Below are 14,303 nucleotides of genomic sequence, written 5' to 3'. Positions count from 1 at the left end.
ATTAAATCCTCCTATTCATTTTCATTAAGTAATTTTTTTAGCTTCTGTACTATTTCAAAGGCTTTTTCCTCGCTTCGTACAAGTATAAAGATAGTGTTATCTCCTGCTATTGTACCTGCAATTTCGTCAAAATTAAGGGAATCAATTGCTTCTGCTGCCCCGGGGGCAGATCCTGAAATTGTCTTAACTACTACAAAATTTTTCACATGTTCTACATTTAGAACTGTTTGAATAAATACACTAACCAGTTTATTTGAAAGAAAATTTTCATTTGAAGATATTGAAGCATATTTATACTTGCCATTATTAGATAAAACTTTTATCAGTTTCAATTCTTTTATATCTCTTGAAACTGTAGCTTGTGTTACTACCATATCTTGTTTTCTTAGTTCATCTGCCAATTCTTCCTGTGTTTCTATATCCTTTGAATTTATTATTTCTAATATTTTAGCATGCCTCGATATTTTCATTACTCATCACCTTCACACTCTTTAGTTCTAGATATTATCTTTTTTCTTAATATTTCAAAATAGTCATATCCGCTTATTCTAATTATCTTACATTTAAATGGAGCTTCTTTAATATATACTTTATGTATATTACTTATTTCTTGAGAATCCTGACCATCTACAGTTAAATACACAGGTTGATAAACTTTATTTAAAACAACATTAACTTCACTTTTACTGTCTATAACCATAGTTCTAACACCAAGAGATAGAGGGCATATAGGAGTAATAGAAATTAATTTTAAAGTAGGAGAAATTATAGGACCTCCAGCAGAAAGAGAATATGCAGTAGATCCTGTAGGTGTTGAAACAATTATTCCATCAGACATAAATTTAGTATAAAAATTGCCATCAATTTTTATGCCATATTCTAATATTCTTGCCAAAGTTCCCTTAGATATAACAACTTCATTAAGTGCATAATAGATTTTTTCATCCTTATTTTTTTTTACTCTACACTCAAGCATAACTCTCTCTTCTATTTCATATTGTGATTTAGACAGCTTTATAATACATTCCTTTAATTCCGATAATTCCGCGCTAGCTAAAAATCCCAAATGTCCCAAATTAATACCTAGTATAGGTATATCATATCTACATACATTTCTAGCAGTACTTAAAATAGTTCCATCGCCGCCTAATGATATCATTATATCTATTTTTTCTGCCTGATCTTTTGTAAAGTTTCCAAGGTCATCAAATATTTTTATTTTTACATCCTCTATATTTTTAACTATAAAATCAACTATTTCTCTAGTTACTGTTCTGTCCTTATCTTTGCTTTTATTAATATTGATACCTATATTTTTCATAATTTATTCTCCTAATCCAACTGACCATGAGCCCTCTTTACCACCTGCTCTATATTTTCTAATGAAAATTTACTATGAGTACTATCTTCTTTATTAAAAAATATGAGATACTCTATATTACCTTCCGGACCTTTTATAGGTGAATAATCCAGTCCAATTATTTTTAAATTATTTTGTACTAAAAAATCTGCTATTCCTTCAATAACTTCTCTATGAACAAATGGCTCTCTTACAACACCTTTTTTACCAACTTTTTCTCTTCCCGCTTCAAATTGTGGTTTAATCAAAGCTACAATTTCACCCTTATCCTCTAATAAATCTAAAACGGCTGGAATTACTTTTTTTAATGATATAAAAGAAACATCTATACTTGCAAATTGTCCTATTTCACCTATATCTTCTTTCTTTACATATCTTACATTAGTTCTTTCCATACAGACAACTCTAGGGTCATTTCTAAGTTTCCAAGCAAACTGTCCATAACCTACATCTATAGAAAATACTCTTTTAGCTCCATTTTGAAGCATACAGTCTGTGAAACCTCCTGTAGATGCTCCTATATCAAAGCAGACCTTATCTTTTAATTCTATTATAAAGGATTTAATTGCTTTTTCAAGTTTATACCCGCCTCTACTAACATAGGGCATAGTTTCTCCTTTAAACACTATATTAGATGACTCTTTTACCTTTTCACCGCATTTATCATATCTCACATCATCTATAAAAATCTCTCCTGCCATTATACTGGCTCTTGCTCTTTCCCTTGATTGAAATAAGCCCTTCTTTACTAATAAAACATCTAATCTTTCTTTTGCTTCACCCATCTTTAACTCCTCAATCAGATAAATTTTAAAATACTTTGAAAAACCCCTTCTACATCTAATCCATGTAATTTATATAATAAATCTACATTTCCCTGAGTAACAAATTTATCCTTATATCCCAGTGTCAATATATTATGTTTACATTCAAGTGTATTAACATATTCTAATATAGAAGATCCTAGTGCACCATGCAAAATATTATCTTCTAAAGTAATTATTTTATAATTCTCATTCACTAACCTTTTTATTATATCCTTGTCTATAGGCTTTATAAACTGGGCATTTATTATAGTGGTTTTAATATTTAACTTCAAAAGTTTTTCTTTCACCAGTATTGCTGTCTGTACCATTTTCCCAGAAGCTATTATTGCAATATTGCCTTCTTTCTGAATTATTTCCCACTTTCCTCTAAAAAAATCCTTTAGAGGCTTTAATTTAATATCTCCATTGTCTACTCCTCTTGGATATCTTATAGCAATAGGTCCTTTATTATCATTAACTGCCCATCTTAACATATATACAAGTTCCTCAATACATTTTGGACTCATTACTGTCATATTTGGCATTTGAGTCAAATAGGATAAATCAAATATTCCCTGATGAGTTTCACCATCTTCTCCCACTATTCCCGCTCTATCTATAGCAAAAATCACTGGCAATTTTTGAATACATACATCATGCAGTACTTGATCGTAGGCCCTTTGTAAAAATGTAGAATACACAGCAAATACAGGTTTTATTCCCTGCGTAGCCATTCCTGCACAAAGAGTCACTGCATGCTGCTCTGCTATGCCTACATCAAAAAACCTCTTTGGAAATTTTTCTGCAAAATTGTTTAAGCCCGTTCCATCTGGCATAGCAGCAGTGACTGCTACTATTTTTTTATTTTCTTTAGCTAAATTTATCATTTCTTTGCCAAATACCTTTGAATAAGTTAATCCTTTTATAGAGCATATTTCTCCACTATCACAATCAAAAGGACCTATGCCATGAAACTTATTTGGATTTTTCTCAGCAAAGTCATAGCCTTTTCCTTTTCTTGTAATAATATGTACTAAAACGGGTCCTTTTATATTTTTAGCTAAATTTAATACTTGTACCAATTCATTTATATTATGTCCATCTATAGGCCCTAAATATTTAATTCCCATATCTTCAAAGAGCATCCCGGGAATAAAGAGCTGTTTAAATCCATCTTTTATCTTCTGAAGGGAATTAGCTACACCCACTCCTATATTTGTCTTTCTTAAAGTATTATTTACTTCTTGTTTAAATTTATTGTAGGCAGGATCAATTCTTATTTTATTTAGATATTTAGACATTCCACCCACATTTTTAGAAATTGACATTTGATTGTCATTTAAAATTATTATCATTTTAGTCTTACTATAACCTAAATCATTAAGTGCCTCATAGGCCATTCCACCGGTCAGTGCACCATCCCCAATAACTGATACTACTTCATAATTATCTCCATTTAGATCTCTAGCCCTTGAAATTCCAAGCCCTGCTGATATAGATGTACTACTATGTCCAGTATCAAATATATCAAAATAACTTTCTTCACGTTTTGGGAAACCGCTTATCCCTCCATATTTTCTAAGTTTGGAGAAATATTTTATTCTTCCTGTTAATATTTTATGTACATAAGATTGATGTCCTACATCCCAAATTAATTTATCTTTTCTAAAATTGAACACCTTGTATAAACTTAAAGTTAATTCCACCACACCAAGATTTGATGCTAGATGTCCTCCAGTTTTCGATACACTGTTTATTAAAAATTGTCTTATTTCCTGTGAAAATATATTAAGTTCTTCTGAGCTCATATTTTTTATTTCATCTATATCCTTATACTTATCAAGTATATATGTCATTATCATCTATCCTTTACTATTAGATATAGTAGCTTAGAAACTTTAGAAACTATAATGCTATTATTTTCTAAAGCATAAGTCTTCCCAATGGATTTACCACATATAGTGATAGACGCAACTATCGCTCCAATGGCCACATTCACACCAGTAAAATTAATATTGGTAAAATTATGTGTAACCTTTTGTGCTATAAAAAAGCCAACAGAACCACTAATTATTCCTGCAATATCTCCTACCACATCATTACAAAAAGTAGAAACTTTATCAGCATTTCTTAGAAGTCTTATAGCTATTTTTGCTCCATGTATCTTTTTTGCAGCCATAGCATGAAAAGGTGTTTCATCTGCTGTAGTAACTGCTATACCTACTATATCAAAGATTATACCTGCAATTATAATAAAAGCCAACACAATAAAAGCTACTAACATATTAACCTTACTTAGTAGCGAATCAGACAAAAGAGAAATACTGCTGCTTATCAATATTGACCACACTAAAATTGTTAAAATCCACTTTCTTCTATCCTTTGTAGTCTCTTTTCTATTGATCTTTTTTGACATTACTAATCCTCCATTTGCATTTTAAGCTGATCATTAACATTATTTAAAATGCATTGACAAAAACAGTGGCAGTATGTTAAATAAATCTTGCGGCATAGGTCCAGTAGGATTTCCCATGAATTAACCGAAACGTCGCCGTAACGGCAGTTTCCATTTAATAACTCATCTAATTTGTTACCATAATTAGGACTAGATTACCACTAAGTCCGCACTGCAATCCATAACATACCCCTTTACATGACAGTCTAGAAGTTTTCCTTAACAGTTAGGCTCTTTCTTAGCCTCTTTTGCAAAATAGGTTTCAGAAGGCAACCGAATAAAATTTTTGGCCTGAAATTTTATTTTTCCTGTCCTCTCCCCATTTCACTCAAGGCAGGCTACACTGCACATAGCTTTTACACCACAATACAGGTTTACCCCATTGCCGTAAATTAGGTATCTAACCTAATTCACAGATAATGGTCTCCACGAAGGTAGGGTCAATTGCGCATGCCGTTGCGGTTGCCCCAGCCTCCTTACTCCCAGCACAAACCCATGACTGGGCGTTATAGGCAAGCACCAGGAACTTCATCGATATGCCCTCTAACGGATTTTTAGCCCCGTCTTTAAAAAAAGCTTACCTGACTAGAATACTGCGCCACTGGCTAAGTATTATATTAAAGAAATTATAACATAGCTATACTAATTATTCAAAAAATTCATTCTCCTATAGTAAATATATAAAATATTACCTTCATCATTTTTCTCTATATAGTAAAGTTTTAGTTAATTCCTTAAGATTCAATGTATCTCTATCTACATCATCTAAAATATTCATACATTCTTTAGTTAGCTCTCTGCATTTATTTTTACAATCTTCAAGACCAAAGGTACTTATAAAATTGGTTTTGTTATTATCTATATCACTATTCACAGGCTTTCCCATAACCTCTTCATTCCCAACAACATCCAATATATCATCTTTTATTTGAAAGGCAAGTCCTAGTTTACTCCCAAAATCAGATAATTTATCTATCTCCCTATCTGATGCTCTTCCAATTATAGCCCCTGAAAGTATAGAGGCTTTGATTAATTCCCCAGTCTTTTTTCTATGCATATAACTAAGGGTTTCATAGGATATTTTCTTACCCTCACTTAAAATATCTACTACCTGTCCTCCAATCATTCCTTCTGCTCCAGCACTATCAGATATAATTTTACAAGCCAATAATTCATTTTTTCCTCTATCTTTGCAGTAGTCAAACATTAGACTCATAGCTTCATTCAGTAATCCATCCCCTGCCAACACCGCCAATGCTTCTCCAAAAATTTTATGATTTGTAGGATGCCCTCTTCTAAGATCATCATCATCCATACATGGCAAATCATCATGTATTAAAGAATAAGTATGAATCATTTCTATTGCACAGGCTACAGCTATTACTTCTCTATAATTTTCATTAAACATTTCGTAAGTTAAACAGTGAAGCATTGGTCTCACTCTCTTACCGCCAATATCTATGCTGTATTTCATGGCTTCATATATTTTTTTATTATAAGTACCTTTATTACTAAAATAATTATTTAACCATACATCCACTTCACTTTTTAAAGCTTCAAATTTCATAATTATTCCCCATCCCTTAGAAAATCTTGTTCTTGTCCATTGGACAATATTTTTATCTTTCCTTCTGCTTCATTTAAATACTTATATAATTTATTGCAGAGTTTAATTCCCTGTTCATAGCTCTTCATTGTTTCCTGTAAAGTAAGTTCCTTATTTTCCATAGAGTAAATAATATCCTCTAATTTTTTTACCATGCTCTCATAGGACTCATTTCTAGATGTCACAGCCTATCACCAACTTTTAATAATATTTTAAATTATTTGTCTTTTAGTTTTTCTATATGAAACTTAGCATTACCATTTTTCAACGTAATTTTCACTTTATCAGTATTATTTAGGATATTTATATCACTAATAAGTTCACTATTTTCATTTTCTATAATAGCATATCCTCTGTCTAATACATTTAAAGGGTTGTGTGCACTTAGTAATGCATTTAATTTGCTAAGTTTTTGCTTTTCAATTTCTAATTTATTTTTAACATTTTTATTTAATATTTCATTCATTCTATCTATATAGCTGTAGGAATTAGCTATAATAGCCATTGGACTGTTATGCTCAAGGGTATTTCTGTACATATCTATAGTTTTAAGTTTATTTTCTATGTATATTTTTATATGTTTTTCTATAGTATATCTGTAATTTTTTATTTTGTCATTGGCTTCTTCTAAATCATAGGCAATTATTTCTGCTCCTGCAGAGGGAGTTGGTGCTCTAAGATCACTTACAAAGTCTGCAATAGTAAAATCTGTTTCGTGACCTACCGCTGATATTATAGGCTTTTTTGAATTAAAAATTGCATAAGCCAGTTTTTCATCATTAAAAGACCATAATTCTTCAATAGAACCTCCCCCACGAGCAAGTAATATTACATCTATATCCTCTACCTCATTAAAATAATTTATTCCTCTTATAATATCCTCTGGTGCATTAATACCCTGAACCAGTGCAGGATATATCATTATATCAATTCTCTTATTTCTTCTTTTAGTGACATTTATAATATCCCTTACTGCTGCTCCCGTTGGTGAAGTTATAACTCCCATTTTTTCACAAAATTTAGGTATAGTTTTTTTATGAGAAACACTGAATAGTCCCTCTGCCTCTAACTTTTTTTTCAGTTTATTAAAAGCCTCGCTTAGTTCCCCTATTCCCTCTAATTTTATCTCTTCACAATAAATTTGATATACTCCATCTTTGGCATATACAGAAACTTTTCCTTTTACAACAACGTCCATACCATCTTCTGGCATAAACTCAAGTTTTCTAGTTTTATCTTTAAACATTATACAGCTTATTTTACCATAATCATCCTTTAATGAAAAATAAGCATGACCACTGCTGTGAATTTTAAAATTGGATATTTCACCCTTAATAAGAGTATTATTTAATATAAAATCACTGTCTATTATTTTTTTAATATAATTACTTACCTCTGAAACCGTTAGAGTTTTAATGTACATAATTTTCAAGAGCCTCACAAGTGTTCATCAAAAGCATTGTAGTGGTCATAGCTCCTACTCCACCTGGAACTGAAGTTAAAAAAGATGCTTTATTAATTACATCATCAAATATAACATCTCCTTTTAGCTTTCCATCTACCATGGTAGTACCAACATCTATTACAATGGCACCTTCTTTTACAAAAGATCCATCTACAAAATGGGGCTTTCCTATAGCAGCAATTAAAATATCAGCTTGACTGCACACTTCTTTTAAATTCTTTGTTCTAGAGTGGCAAATAGTAACTGTAGCATTATTATTTAATAGAAGCTGTGCTACTGGTTTGCCCACAATATTACTTCTTCCAATAACTACGGCGTTTTTACAGCTTATATCTTCTCCCGTACTCTTTATAAGTTCTATTATTCCCTTAGGAGTACAAGGTATAAAACTCTTTTCGCCACTGTAAAGCTTACCTATATTAATATGGGTAAGACCATCTACATCCTTTTTATAATCTATTTTATCAATTATATTTTTTTCATTGAATTTATCTGGAAGAGGAAGCTGCAGCATTATTCCATCTACATCTTCTCTGTTATTTAAAGTTTCAATAGTATTTATAATATCTTTTTCGGAAGTTTCCTCTGGAAAATTAAACACTTCACATTTTACATTTAAGTTATCACATAATTTCTTAGCATTTTTAACGTAATATTGAGATCCACCATCATTTCCCACCAAAATTATTGATAGTCCTGGAACTCTTAAATTATTATCTATTCTATTCTTTACAAATTCTCTAATACTATCTCTAAAGCTCTCCGCTACTAATTTCCCTTGTATTTTGTTTCCCATTTCTACACCTCTATGTTTATGTTTTTAAATATTCTAATCCATATTTTTTGTTGATTGTTTTGATTTTATTATATTACCTATTACTCCATTTATAAAAGCAGGAGATTTTTCATCAGAATACTTCTTCGCCAGATTCACCGCTTCATTAGCAGAAACCTTTTCTGGTATATCTTCCTCAAAATATATTTCATAAATAGCTATTTTTAAAATAGCTGTATTTATTTTAGAAATTCTATTAATCTTCCAATTATTTGAATTTTCTTCAATAGATCTGTTTAAAAAATCTATATTTTTAAATATTCCCTCTAGTGTATTTTCAATATATGTGAAATCCACATCTTCCAAATTTTTATTACTTTCTTTATACTGTTCTATTGCTTCCTTTGTCTCTTTTACATTCATAGATATCTCAAACAGAAGCTTCATTGCTATTTCTCTACTTTTTCTTCTACTCATTAAAATTGTCTCCTCCTAAGGCATATTCAAATAAATAACTAGTCAGTATGCTAGCCTATTTTTAATCCTACTACGTCAACAGAACCCTCAGATAGCTCACTATCCTGGTCACCTGTTTCCTTGTAGGATTAAAAATATCCGTCGCATCTTTGGCTTTCTATTTATTTTCATATGCCTAAAATAATATGCAATGAATTTATATTACTATATATTAATCCAAAGTTCTATAACTTTTATGTATAAATATTATTGACATAGAAACACCCTCTAAAAAATTAGAGGGTGTTTAGTCCTTATTCTTCTACTTCAACAACTTCCTCTTCCTTTGGAAGAATAACATTTTGAACATATACATTAACACCTGAAACGCTGAGTCCAGTCATAGATTCAACAGCTTTTTTTACATTAGTTTGAACTGCAGCTGCTACTTCTGGTATTTTAATTCCATATTTCACTACTAAATATAAATCAATTGAAGCACTATCTTCTCCTAAGTTTACTTTAACACCCTTTGAAAGGTTTTTCTTTCCACTTAATATTTGCGAAATTCCACCTACTAAGCTTGCGCTCATGCCTACAACACCTGTTATTTCAGCTGCGGCAAGTCCTGCAATAACTTCTACTACTTCGTCAGATATCTTTACAATACCTACTTCTATGTCATCTCTTAGATCGTTATCCATTTTCTCTTTACCCCCTTAGTCCTGTAACATCGCACAAATCTATTAGTCTTATGTACATTATATCAAAACCAATAGAATTTTACAATGTTAGGAATTTTAAAAGAAAAATCTAAGAGTCTTCTTTTTTACATTACGCTTTATTCCATCAGCAGAGCCTTTTATAATTTTACTATTTTGTTATGAGGCCCTGCTTATACTTTGCATCATATATATTAAAATTTTAATGAACTGGAGGCTCTATTTCTATATTTCTAAGATTAGTTACACTTAATACCACATCTCTTATTTCTCTTAGTTGCTTGTCTGATAATTTTTGTTCATCAGTTTTTACAACAATATTTACTTTATCATCATTGATAGTACATAATGCCTCTTTATAGCCTTTACCTTTAAGCATATTTTCAACTTTTGCAGCATTTGCACTAGCTGTAGAGATGTTTATAGATTTTTGTGTTGCATTCTTTTTACTTTCTTCGGATACATTCTTATCGTCAATTATAGATTTCAATGTAGAAATTGTCTTTGCATTAGCTTTTTCCCTAGTAAGTCTGGCATCAGCAAAATAATCAGATTTGCTATTAGCTGCTGTTTCATTTGCTTTAGCCTGATCAGTGCTATCTGTAGATATTGTACTGTTATTATCCACAAGATCTGTATCACTGACATACAATGGGCTGTTGACCTTTGTAGCTAAAACTCCAGCGCAAACTATAAGTACCAATAAAGTGACAATAATAACTGCTTGTTTCTTATTCATTTAATTCCCCTCCATTTTAACCATTGGTCATAATCAAAGAAATTATTAGTCAATATGCTATTATACTTTGCATCTTATAAACAACTATGATATTTGTAAACTCTTCATACACACCTTGTGTTTTTATAATTACAAAATATTATGCACCATGCCTCATTAACTTCTTGTCCTATGCCTTATACAAAATTTATATGCTTGTTCAAATAATTATATGTTACTTTTTCATAGGATAAACATTTACTTTATCTGCTGACAAATCAAAAAAACTTGATACAGCATTAGTTATATTAAGCCTTATGTCTGAATCATCTGCTCCTTCTGCAGAAATTAAAATCCCTGTAACTTTTGGTTTATATTTTTTTAAAATAAATGGCTTAGTTTTTTCACCATCATTTTCCATAACTATGCTAGTTCCAGAATTATTTTGAGTAGTAGTCCTCTTTCCGCCAGAATTATCAGTTTCATTAATTACAGAGGAAGATTTATTTTCATTATAAGCAGGCACATCCTCTTCTCCCGTTGAAAAATATATCATTACACGAGTATCTCCAACTCCCTGTATACTCTGAAGTAATGCCTTCAGCTTATTTTCCTGTTCATTTTCATAGGCAGATATATCCTCCGTAGTGCTTAAGTCATTTGATGATTGACTATTAGCAGTACTATTACCACTATTTGGGCTATTAGAAAAAGTAGAAGTAGCCTTGTTGTCTTTAAAAAAGCCAGCTGATATAATTAAAAGTATTCCTATCAATATTACTATAATAATGTTATTTATCTGTTTATTTTTGCCACCACCTTTTTTTAATATTTCCAGTAATTTTTTAAAATTCATGCTTCCCCCTCCCAATTTTTATCCGATGACTACCATACCTAACACTCCAATCTTACTCTGTAAAATCGGCATACAAGGTCTGATGCGTCCCTGGATAACGATTTACCCTAAAGGACAACGATTTCTAAGTATCAAAAATACTGATACTAAGAACTCTATTAGTAAGTATTGAAAATGCCAATATTAAGAACTCTGTTTATCATTGCTTATATATAGATATACTATCTTTAGATATTTTAAGCTCATTATTAAGATAATCTTTAATTTCTTTATCTACCTCTGGATCCACTTTCTTTTCTTGACTTGCGCTAACACTTTTACTGTCTATTTCTATATTTTCTATTTTTTCTACCCCTTCATTTTTAACACCAATACTCAATCCTTTTATATTGATTTGATTAGTGGCATCATCTAATTTAACATCAGCTTTCACTTCATAGTCATTGTTTGGAAATTTATCCTTTAGCATTTTAGAACAGGATTTCTGTAAATTTTCTTTAAAAGCATTTATAGTTTCCTCTTTATCTTGATTTTTATATTTTTCAGTATTACTTTCATAGGACCCACTATTTACATATTGATCTGCTTTATCTATATAAGTAGTTATATCAGTTTTATTATTAAATATCTTTATTATGGGGTTCAATATTACAGCTATTAATATAAGTCCCATTACAAATTTAACATAGCCCTTAAATTTATTACTGGGTATTATAAGCTCTACTGCTGTTATAAAAATTACTGCCACACAAATACTCATCACCCAGCTTCTAACCCAATCTATCATATAATCTCCCCTTTCTAAGAAATAACATTCCCACTAGAGGCAATTATGGCTATCATAATAAAGAACATCACTGAGATAGATATGAGACAGGACATAAGCAGTATAAGTGTATCTCCAGCTGCATTTATACAATTTACTATTCTCTTATCACTTATTGGCTGAACTAAGGCTGCTGTTAATTTATGAATAAGAGCTAAAGCCAAAATCTTTATAATAGGGAAAATTACTATTACAATCAATACTATAAGTCCTATACTGCTTATGGCATTTTTTAAGACTACAGAATAACCTACTACAGTAGTCACCGCATCAGATAGAGCTTTACCAACTATAGGTACAAAATTGTCTACAGCAAATTTAGCTGTCTTAGCTGTAACCTGATCTATGGCCTTTGCATTTATTCCTCTTATAGTTACTATACCAATAAATATTGTCATAACCAGTCCTTGTATCCAAAGTACAATTTGATTTAAAAGCTTTGCCAATCTATCAACTTTGTATTCTTCTGATATATTATTTACAAATTGCAAAACAAATCCTATCAATATAAGAGGCAGCAAAACATCCATAAATATCCTTGCAGCCACATTAATAGCCAATATTATAATTGGATCCATAATGGTAGATTGAACCAGTCCACCTCCTGCCGCAAGAAGTGTCAATAGTACAGGTACCAGTGCAGCCATAAAGTCAGTTAAATTATTAGTTGCAGCTTTAACTTCATTTACACCTATATAAAAACTTCTAGCAACAATAATAATTATAAGTGAATAGCAGGCAAAATATGCTATATTAGATAATCCTTCATTACTAAAGGCTTTCTGAAGATTTGTAAGTAATGCACATATAACACATATTAGCAAAAGCATTATCATCAATTTAAAAGAGGCTATTACTTCTCTAAAAAAATAGGCTAATACTCCTTTAAATAGTTTTTCAACAGAAAACTTTCCATTACCGGTTTTCATAAAATCTTTAACATAATCCTTAATATCTAAATCCTTTATCAATTCATACTTTGTCTTCATATTTGTAATATAGGTATATAGTTGTTCTACTTCCGTGATATCCTTATTATTACTATCATCTATAGTTGATGCTTGTACTATGGTTTGGTTGCTCATTAAAATAAACAATACAATTATTATAAATATTTTTTTCATAATAGATTACCTCTATATAATCTTTAGAATTGAATTTAAAACCCCCATCAATATTGGAATTGCCAATACTAAAATCAATATTTTGCCACCGAATTCTACTTTAGATGCCAGGCTGCTCTCTCCTGCATCCCTGCATACTTCACTGCAAAAGGATGCCAAATAAGCAATTCCAAGTATTTTAAATACAGTATTTAAATACACAAAATCAATATTAGCCTTTAAAGCCAGTTGTTGTAATAACTCCATTACGGCAGTAATTTTAGTAACCATAAATAAAAATATTAAAGCTCCTGCTGCAATACTAAGCTGTACAGCTAGTTCATCCCGCCTGCCTCTTAATATAAGAACAAGAAATAAACTTATAAAGGCAAAAGATACTATTTTAATTATTTCCATTTTAATCACCTACAGTTGAAACATGGTTTTTACTGTATCAAATAATTTACTTATAAGACTTATTACCATCATTAGAACTATAACTATTCCCGCCAAATTTACCATTACTGCATAATCATCTTTTCCACTGGACTTTAGTATCTTATCAATGATAACTATCAATATTCCTACAGCAGCAATTCTAAATATTAAACTTATATCTAACAAAAAATGCACCTCCTAAATAAGCATGATAACTATCATTGCACCAATTCCAAAGCCAAGATATCTATACATTTTCACGTTTTTTTTCATAGTTATTTCTGCCTGTGCAATAATTTTTTTTAAATTTTCTATAGTTAGAGAAAAAATATTAATTTGTCCTGTGATATCTGATTCCCCTAAGGACTTGGACAAATCTAACATTAAATTAATGTCTTCCTCTTTAAGATTTAGATTAGAATTTTCTCTAAAAGCTTCTTTAAAAGCTTCATAGACATTATCATATCTATTACTTTTTAATTTATGAGAGCTTCTATTAAAAATATCAGCTATAGGTTCTTTGGATTTAACAGCTACATTAACTAAGGCTTCCGGCAAAGGTGTATGAGTGTATACAATCTCATTTTGAAGCTGGTATATGCATCTCTCTATCTCATTTAATTCCTTTACTCTATTTACAAAACACTGAGCATACATAAATCCACCAAAAGTAGAAGCTATTATAATAAGTATACTGCCAATAATTTTAAGCACTTT

The 14,303-nt window shown here is 30.6% G+C and carries 18 protein-coding genes; all 18 read right to left on the bottom strand.

Annotated features, from left to right (window positions below):
• Positions 1-11: 11 nt before the first annotated feature.
• The 18 genes from CLPA_RS09310 to spoIIIAB all read right to left on the bottom strand — a co-directional run bounded on the left by CLPA_RS09310 (position 12) and on the right by spoIIIAB (position 14,300).
• Positions 12-470 carry an arginine repressor gene (locus CLPA_RS09310; RefSeq protein WP_003444215.1) on the bottom strand — a complete coding sequence of 153 codons (459 nt, stop codon included), beginning with the start codon at positions 468-470 and terminating at the stop codon, positions 12-14.
• Positions 470-1,321 carry an NAD(+)/NADH kinase gene (locus tag CLPA_RS09305; RefSeq protein ID WP_003444212.1) on the bottom strand — a complete coding sequence of 284 codons (852 nt, stop codon included), beginning with the start codon at positions 1,319-1,321 and terminating at the stop codon, positions 470-472. Before CLPA_RS09305 ends, CLPA_RS09310 begins: the two co-directional genes overlap by 1 nt.
• An 11-nt stretch (positions 1,322-1,332) precedes the next feature.
• Entirely contained in the window at positions 1,333-2,145 is an 813-nt protein-coding gene (locus tag CLPA_RS09300; RefSeq protein ID WP_003444208.1) for a TlyA family RNA methyltransferase, read from the bottom strand.
• Positions 2,146-2,159: 14 nt separating this feature from the next.
• The gene (gene dxs / locus CLPA_RS09295) at positions 2,160-4,022 is read right to left on the bottom strand and encodes a 1-deoxy-D-xylulose-5-phosphate synthase (protein ID WP_003444205.1); all 1,863 of its coding nucleotides are present in this window, start codon (positions 4,020-4,022) and stop codon (positions 2,160-2,162) included.
• A gap of 2 nt (positions 4,023-4,024) precedes the next feature.
• Complete coding sequence (locus CLPA_RS09290) at positions 4,025-4,582, bottom strand: CNNM domain-containing protein (RefSeq protein ID WP_003444203.1); 558 nt, start codon at positions 4,580-4,582, stop codon at positions 4,025-4,027.
• A gap of 736 nt (positions 4,583-5,318) precedes the next feature.
• Positions 5,319-6,188 (bottom strand): polyprenyl synthetase family protein, encoded by an 870-nt coding sequence (locus CLPA_RS09285; RefSeq protein WP_003444201.1) that lies wholly within the window; start codon positions 6,186-6,188, stop codon positions 5,319-5,321.
• Between the two features lie 2 nt (positions 6,189-6,190).
• Positions 6,191-6,412 (bottom strand): exodeoxyribonuclease VII small subunit, encoded by a 222-nt coding sequence (locus CLPA_RS09280; protein ID WP_003444200.1) that lies wholly within the window; start codon positions 6,410-6,412, stop codon positions 6,191-6,193.
• 32 nt (positions 6,413-6,444) lie between these two features.
• Positions 6,445-7,650, bottom strand: a complete 1,206-nt coding sequence (gene xseA / locus CLPA_RS09275; RefSeq protein WP_003444199.1) for an exodeoxyribonuclease VII large subunit — start codon at positions 7,648-7,650, stop codon at positions 6,445-6,447.
• Positions 7,640-8,488, bottom strand: coding sequence for a bifunctional 5,10-methylenetetrahydrofolate dehydrogenase/5,10-methenyltetrahydrofolate cyclohydrolase (locus CLPA_RS09270; RefSeq protein ID WP_003444198.1), 849 nt, complete (start codon positions 8,486-8,488; stop codon positions 7,640-7,642). The genes xseA and CLPA_RS09270 overlap by 11 nt, the downstream gene beginning before the upstream one ends.
• Before the next feature lie 33 nt (positions 8,489-8,521).
• Positions 8,522-8,944, bottom strand: a complete 423-nt coding sequence (gene nusB, locus CLPA_RS09265) for a transcription antitermination factor NusB (protein ID WP_003444197.1) — start codon at positions 8,942-8,944, stop codon at positions 8,522-8,524.
• Between the two features lie 293 nt (positions 8,945-9,237).
• On the bottom strand, positions 9,238-9,627 hold the full coding sequence (locus CLPA_RS09260; RefSeq protein ID WP_003444196.1) for an Asp23/Gls24 family envelope stress response protein: 390 nt from the start codon (positions 9,625-9,627) through the stop codon (positions 9,238-9,240).
• Positions 9,628-9,847: 220 nt separating this feature from the next.
• A complete protein-coding gene (locus CLPA_RS09255; protein ID WP_003444195.1) occupies positions 9,848-10,384 on the bottom strand; it encodes a SpoIIIAH-like family protein in 537 nt (178 codons plus the stop codon).
• 214 nt (positions 10,385-10,598) lie between these two features.
• Positions 10,599-11,219: a stage III sporulation protein AG gene (spoIIIAG, locus tag CLPA_RS09250; protein WP_003444194.1), complete on the bottom strand. Its 621-nt coding sequence runs from the start codon at positions 11,217-11,219 to the stop codon at positions 10,599-10,601.
• A 199-nt stretch (positions 11,220-11,418) separates the two neighbouring features.
• Entirely contained in the window at positions 11,419-12,006 is a 588-nt protein-coding gene (gene spoIIIAF / locus CLPA_RS09245) for a stage III sporulation protein AF (RefSeq protein ID WP_003444193.1), read from the bottom strand.
• A 14-nt stretch (positions 12,007-12,020) separates the two neighbouring features.
• Positions 12,021-13,169 (bottom strand): stage III sporulation protein AE, encoded by a 1,149-nt coding sequence (spoIIIAE, locus tag CLPA_RS09240; protein ID WP_003444192.1) that lies wholly within the window; start codon positions 13,167-13,169, stop codon positions 12,021-12,023.
• Between the two features lie 12 nt (positions 13,170-13,181).
• Positions 13,182-13,565, bottom strand: coding sequence for a stage III sporulation protein AD (spoIIIAD, locus tag CLPA_RS09235; protein WP_003444189.1), 384 nt, complete (start codon positions 13,563-13,565; stop codon positions 13,182-13,184).
• A 9-nt stretch (positions 13,566-13,574) separates the two neighbouring features.
• The gene (gene spoIIIAC, locus CLPA_RS09230) at positions 13,575-13,772 is read right to left on the bottom strand and encodes a stage III sporulation protein AC (RefSeq protein ID WP_003444185.1); all 198 of its coding nucleotides are present in this window, start codon (positions 13,770-13,772) and stop codon (positions 13,575-13,577) included.
• Between the two features lie 12 nt (positions 13,773-13,784).
• Positions 13,785-14,300, bottom strand: coding sequence for a stage III sporulation protein SpoIIIAB (gene spoIIIAB / locus CLPA_RS09225; RefSeq protein ID WP_003444181.1), 516 nt, complete (start codon positions 14,298-14,300; stop codon positions 13,785-13,787).
• Positions 14,301-14,303: the final 3 nt, after the last annotated feature.

Origin of the sequence: Clostridium pasteurianum DSM 525 = ATCC 6013 (assembly GCF_000807255.1) — a bacterium.
In the GTDB taxonomy this organism is placed as follows: Bacteria; Bacillota; Clostridia; order Clostridiales; family Clostridiaceae; genus Clostridium_I; species Clostridium_I pasteurianum.
This window is presented reverse-complemented; position numbering and strand designations above follow the sequence as displayed.

Coding starts and splice junctions, on each gene's coding strand:
- spoIIIAF (WP_003444193.1), bottom strand. CDS start 12,006: ATGATAGATTGGGTTAGAAGCTGGGTGATGAGTATTTGTGTGGCAGTA.
- xseA (WP_003444199.1), bottom strand. CDS start 7,650: ATGTACATTAAAACTCTAACGGTTTCAGAGGTAAGTAATTATATTAAA.
- spoIIIAD (WP_003444189.1), bottom strand. CDS start 13,565: ATGGAAATAATTAAAATAGTATCTTTTGCCTTTATAAGTTTATTTCTT.
- nusB (WP_003444197.1), bottom strand. CDS start 8,944: ATGAGTAGAAGAAAAAGTAGAGAAATAGCAATGAAGCTTCTGTTTGAG.
- CLPA_RS09255 (WP_003444195.1), bottom strand. CDS start 10,384: ATGAATAAGAAACAAGCAGTTATTATTGTCACTTTATTGGTACTTATA.
- spoIIIAG (WP_003444194.1), bottom strand. CDS start 11,219: ATGAATTTTAAAAAATTACTGGAAATATTAAAAAAAGGTGGTGGCAAA.
- CLPA_RS09300 (WP_003444208.1), bottom strand. CDS start 2,145: ATGGGTGAAGCAAAAGAAAGATTAGATGTTTTATTAGTAAAGAAGGGC.
- CLPA_RS09305 (WP_003444212.1), bottom strand. CDS start 1,321: ATGAAAAATATAGGTATCAATATTAATAAAAGCAAAGATAAGGACAGA.
- spoIIIAE (WP_003444192.1), bottom strand. CDS start 13,169: ATGAAAAAAATATTTATAATAATTGTATTGTTTATTTTAATGAGCAAC.
- CLPA_RS09260 (WP_003444196.1), bottom strand. CDS start 9,627: ATGGATAACGATCTAAGAGATGACATAGAAGTAGGTATTGTAAAGATA.
- dxs (WP_003444205.1), bottom strand. CDS start 4,022: ATGACATATATACTTGATAAGTATAAGGATATAGATGAAATAAAAAAT.
- CLPA_RS09285 (WP_003444201.1), bottom strand. CDS start 6,188: ATGAAATTTGAAGCTTTAAAAAGTGAAGTGGATGTATGGTTAAATAAT.
- CLPA_RS09310 (WP_003444215.1), bottom strand. CDS start 470: ATGAAAATATCGAGGCATGCTAAAATATTAGAAATAATAAATTCAAAG.
- CLPA_RS09290 (WP_003444203.1), bottom strand. CDS start 4,582: ATGTCAAAAAAGATCAATAGAAAAGAGACTACAAAGGATAGAAGAAAG.
- CLPA_RS09270 (WP_003444198.1), bottom strand. CDS start 8,488: ATGGGAAACAAAATACAAGGGAAATTAGTAGCGGAGAGCTTTAGAGAT.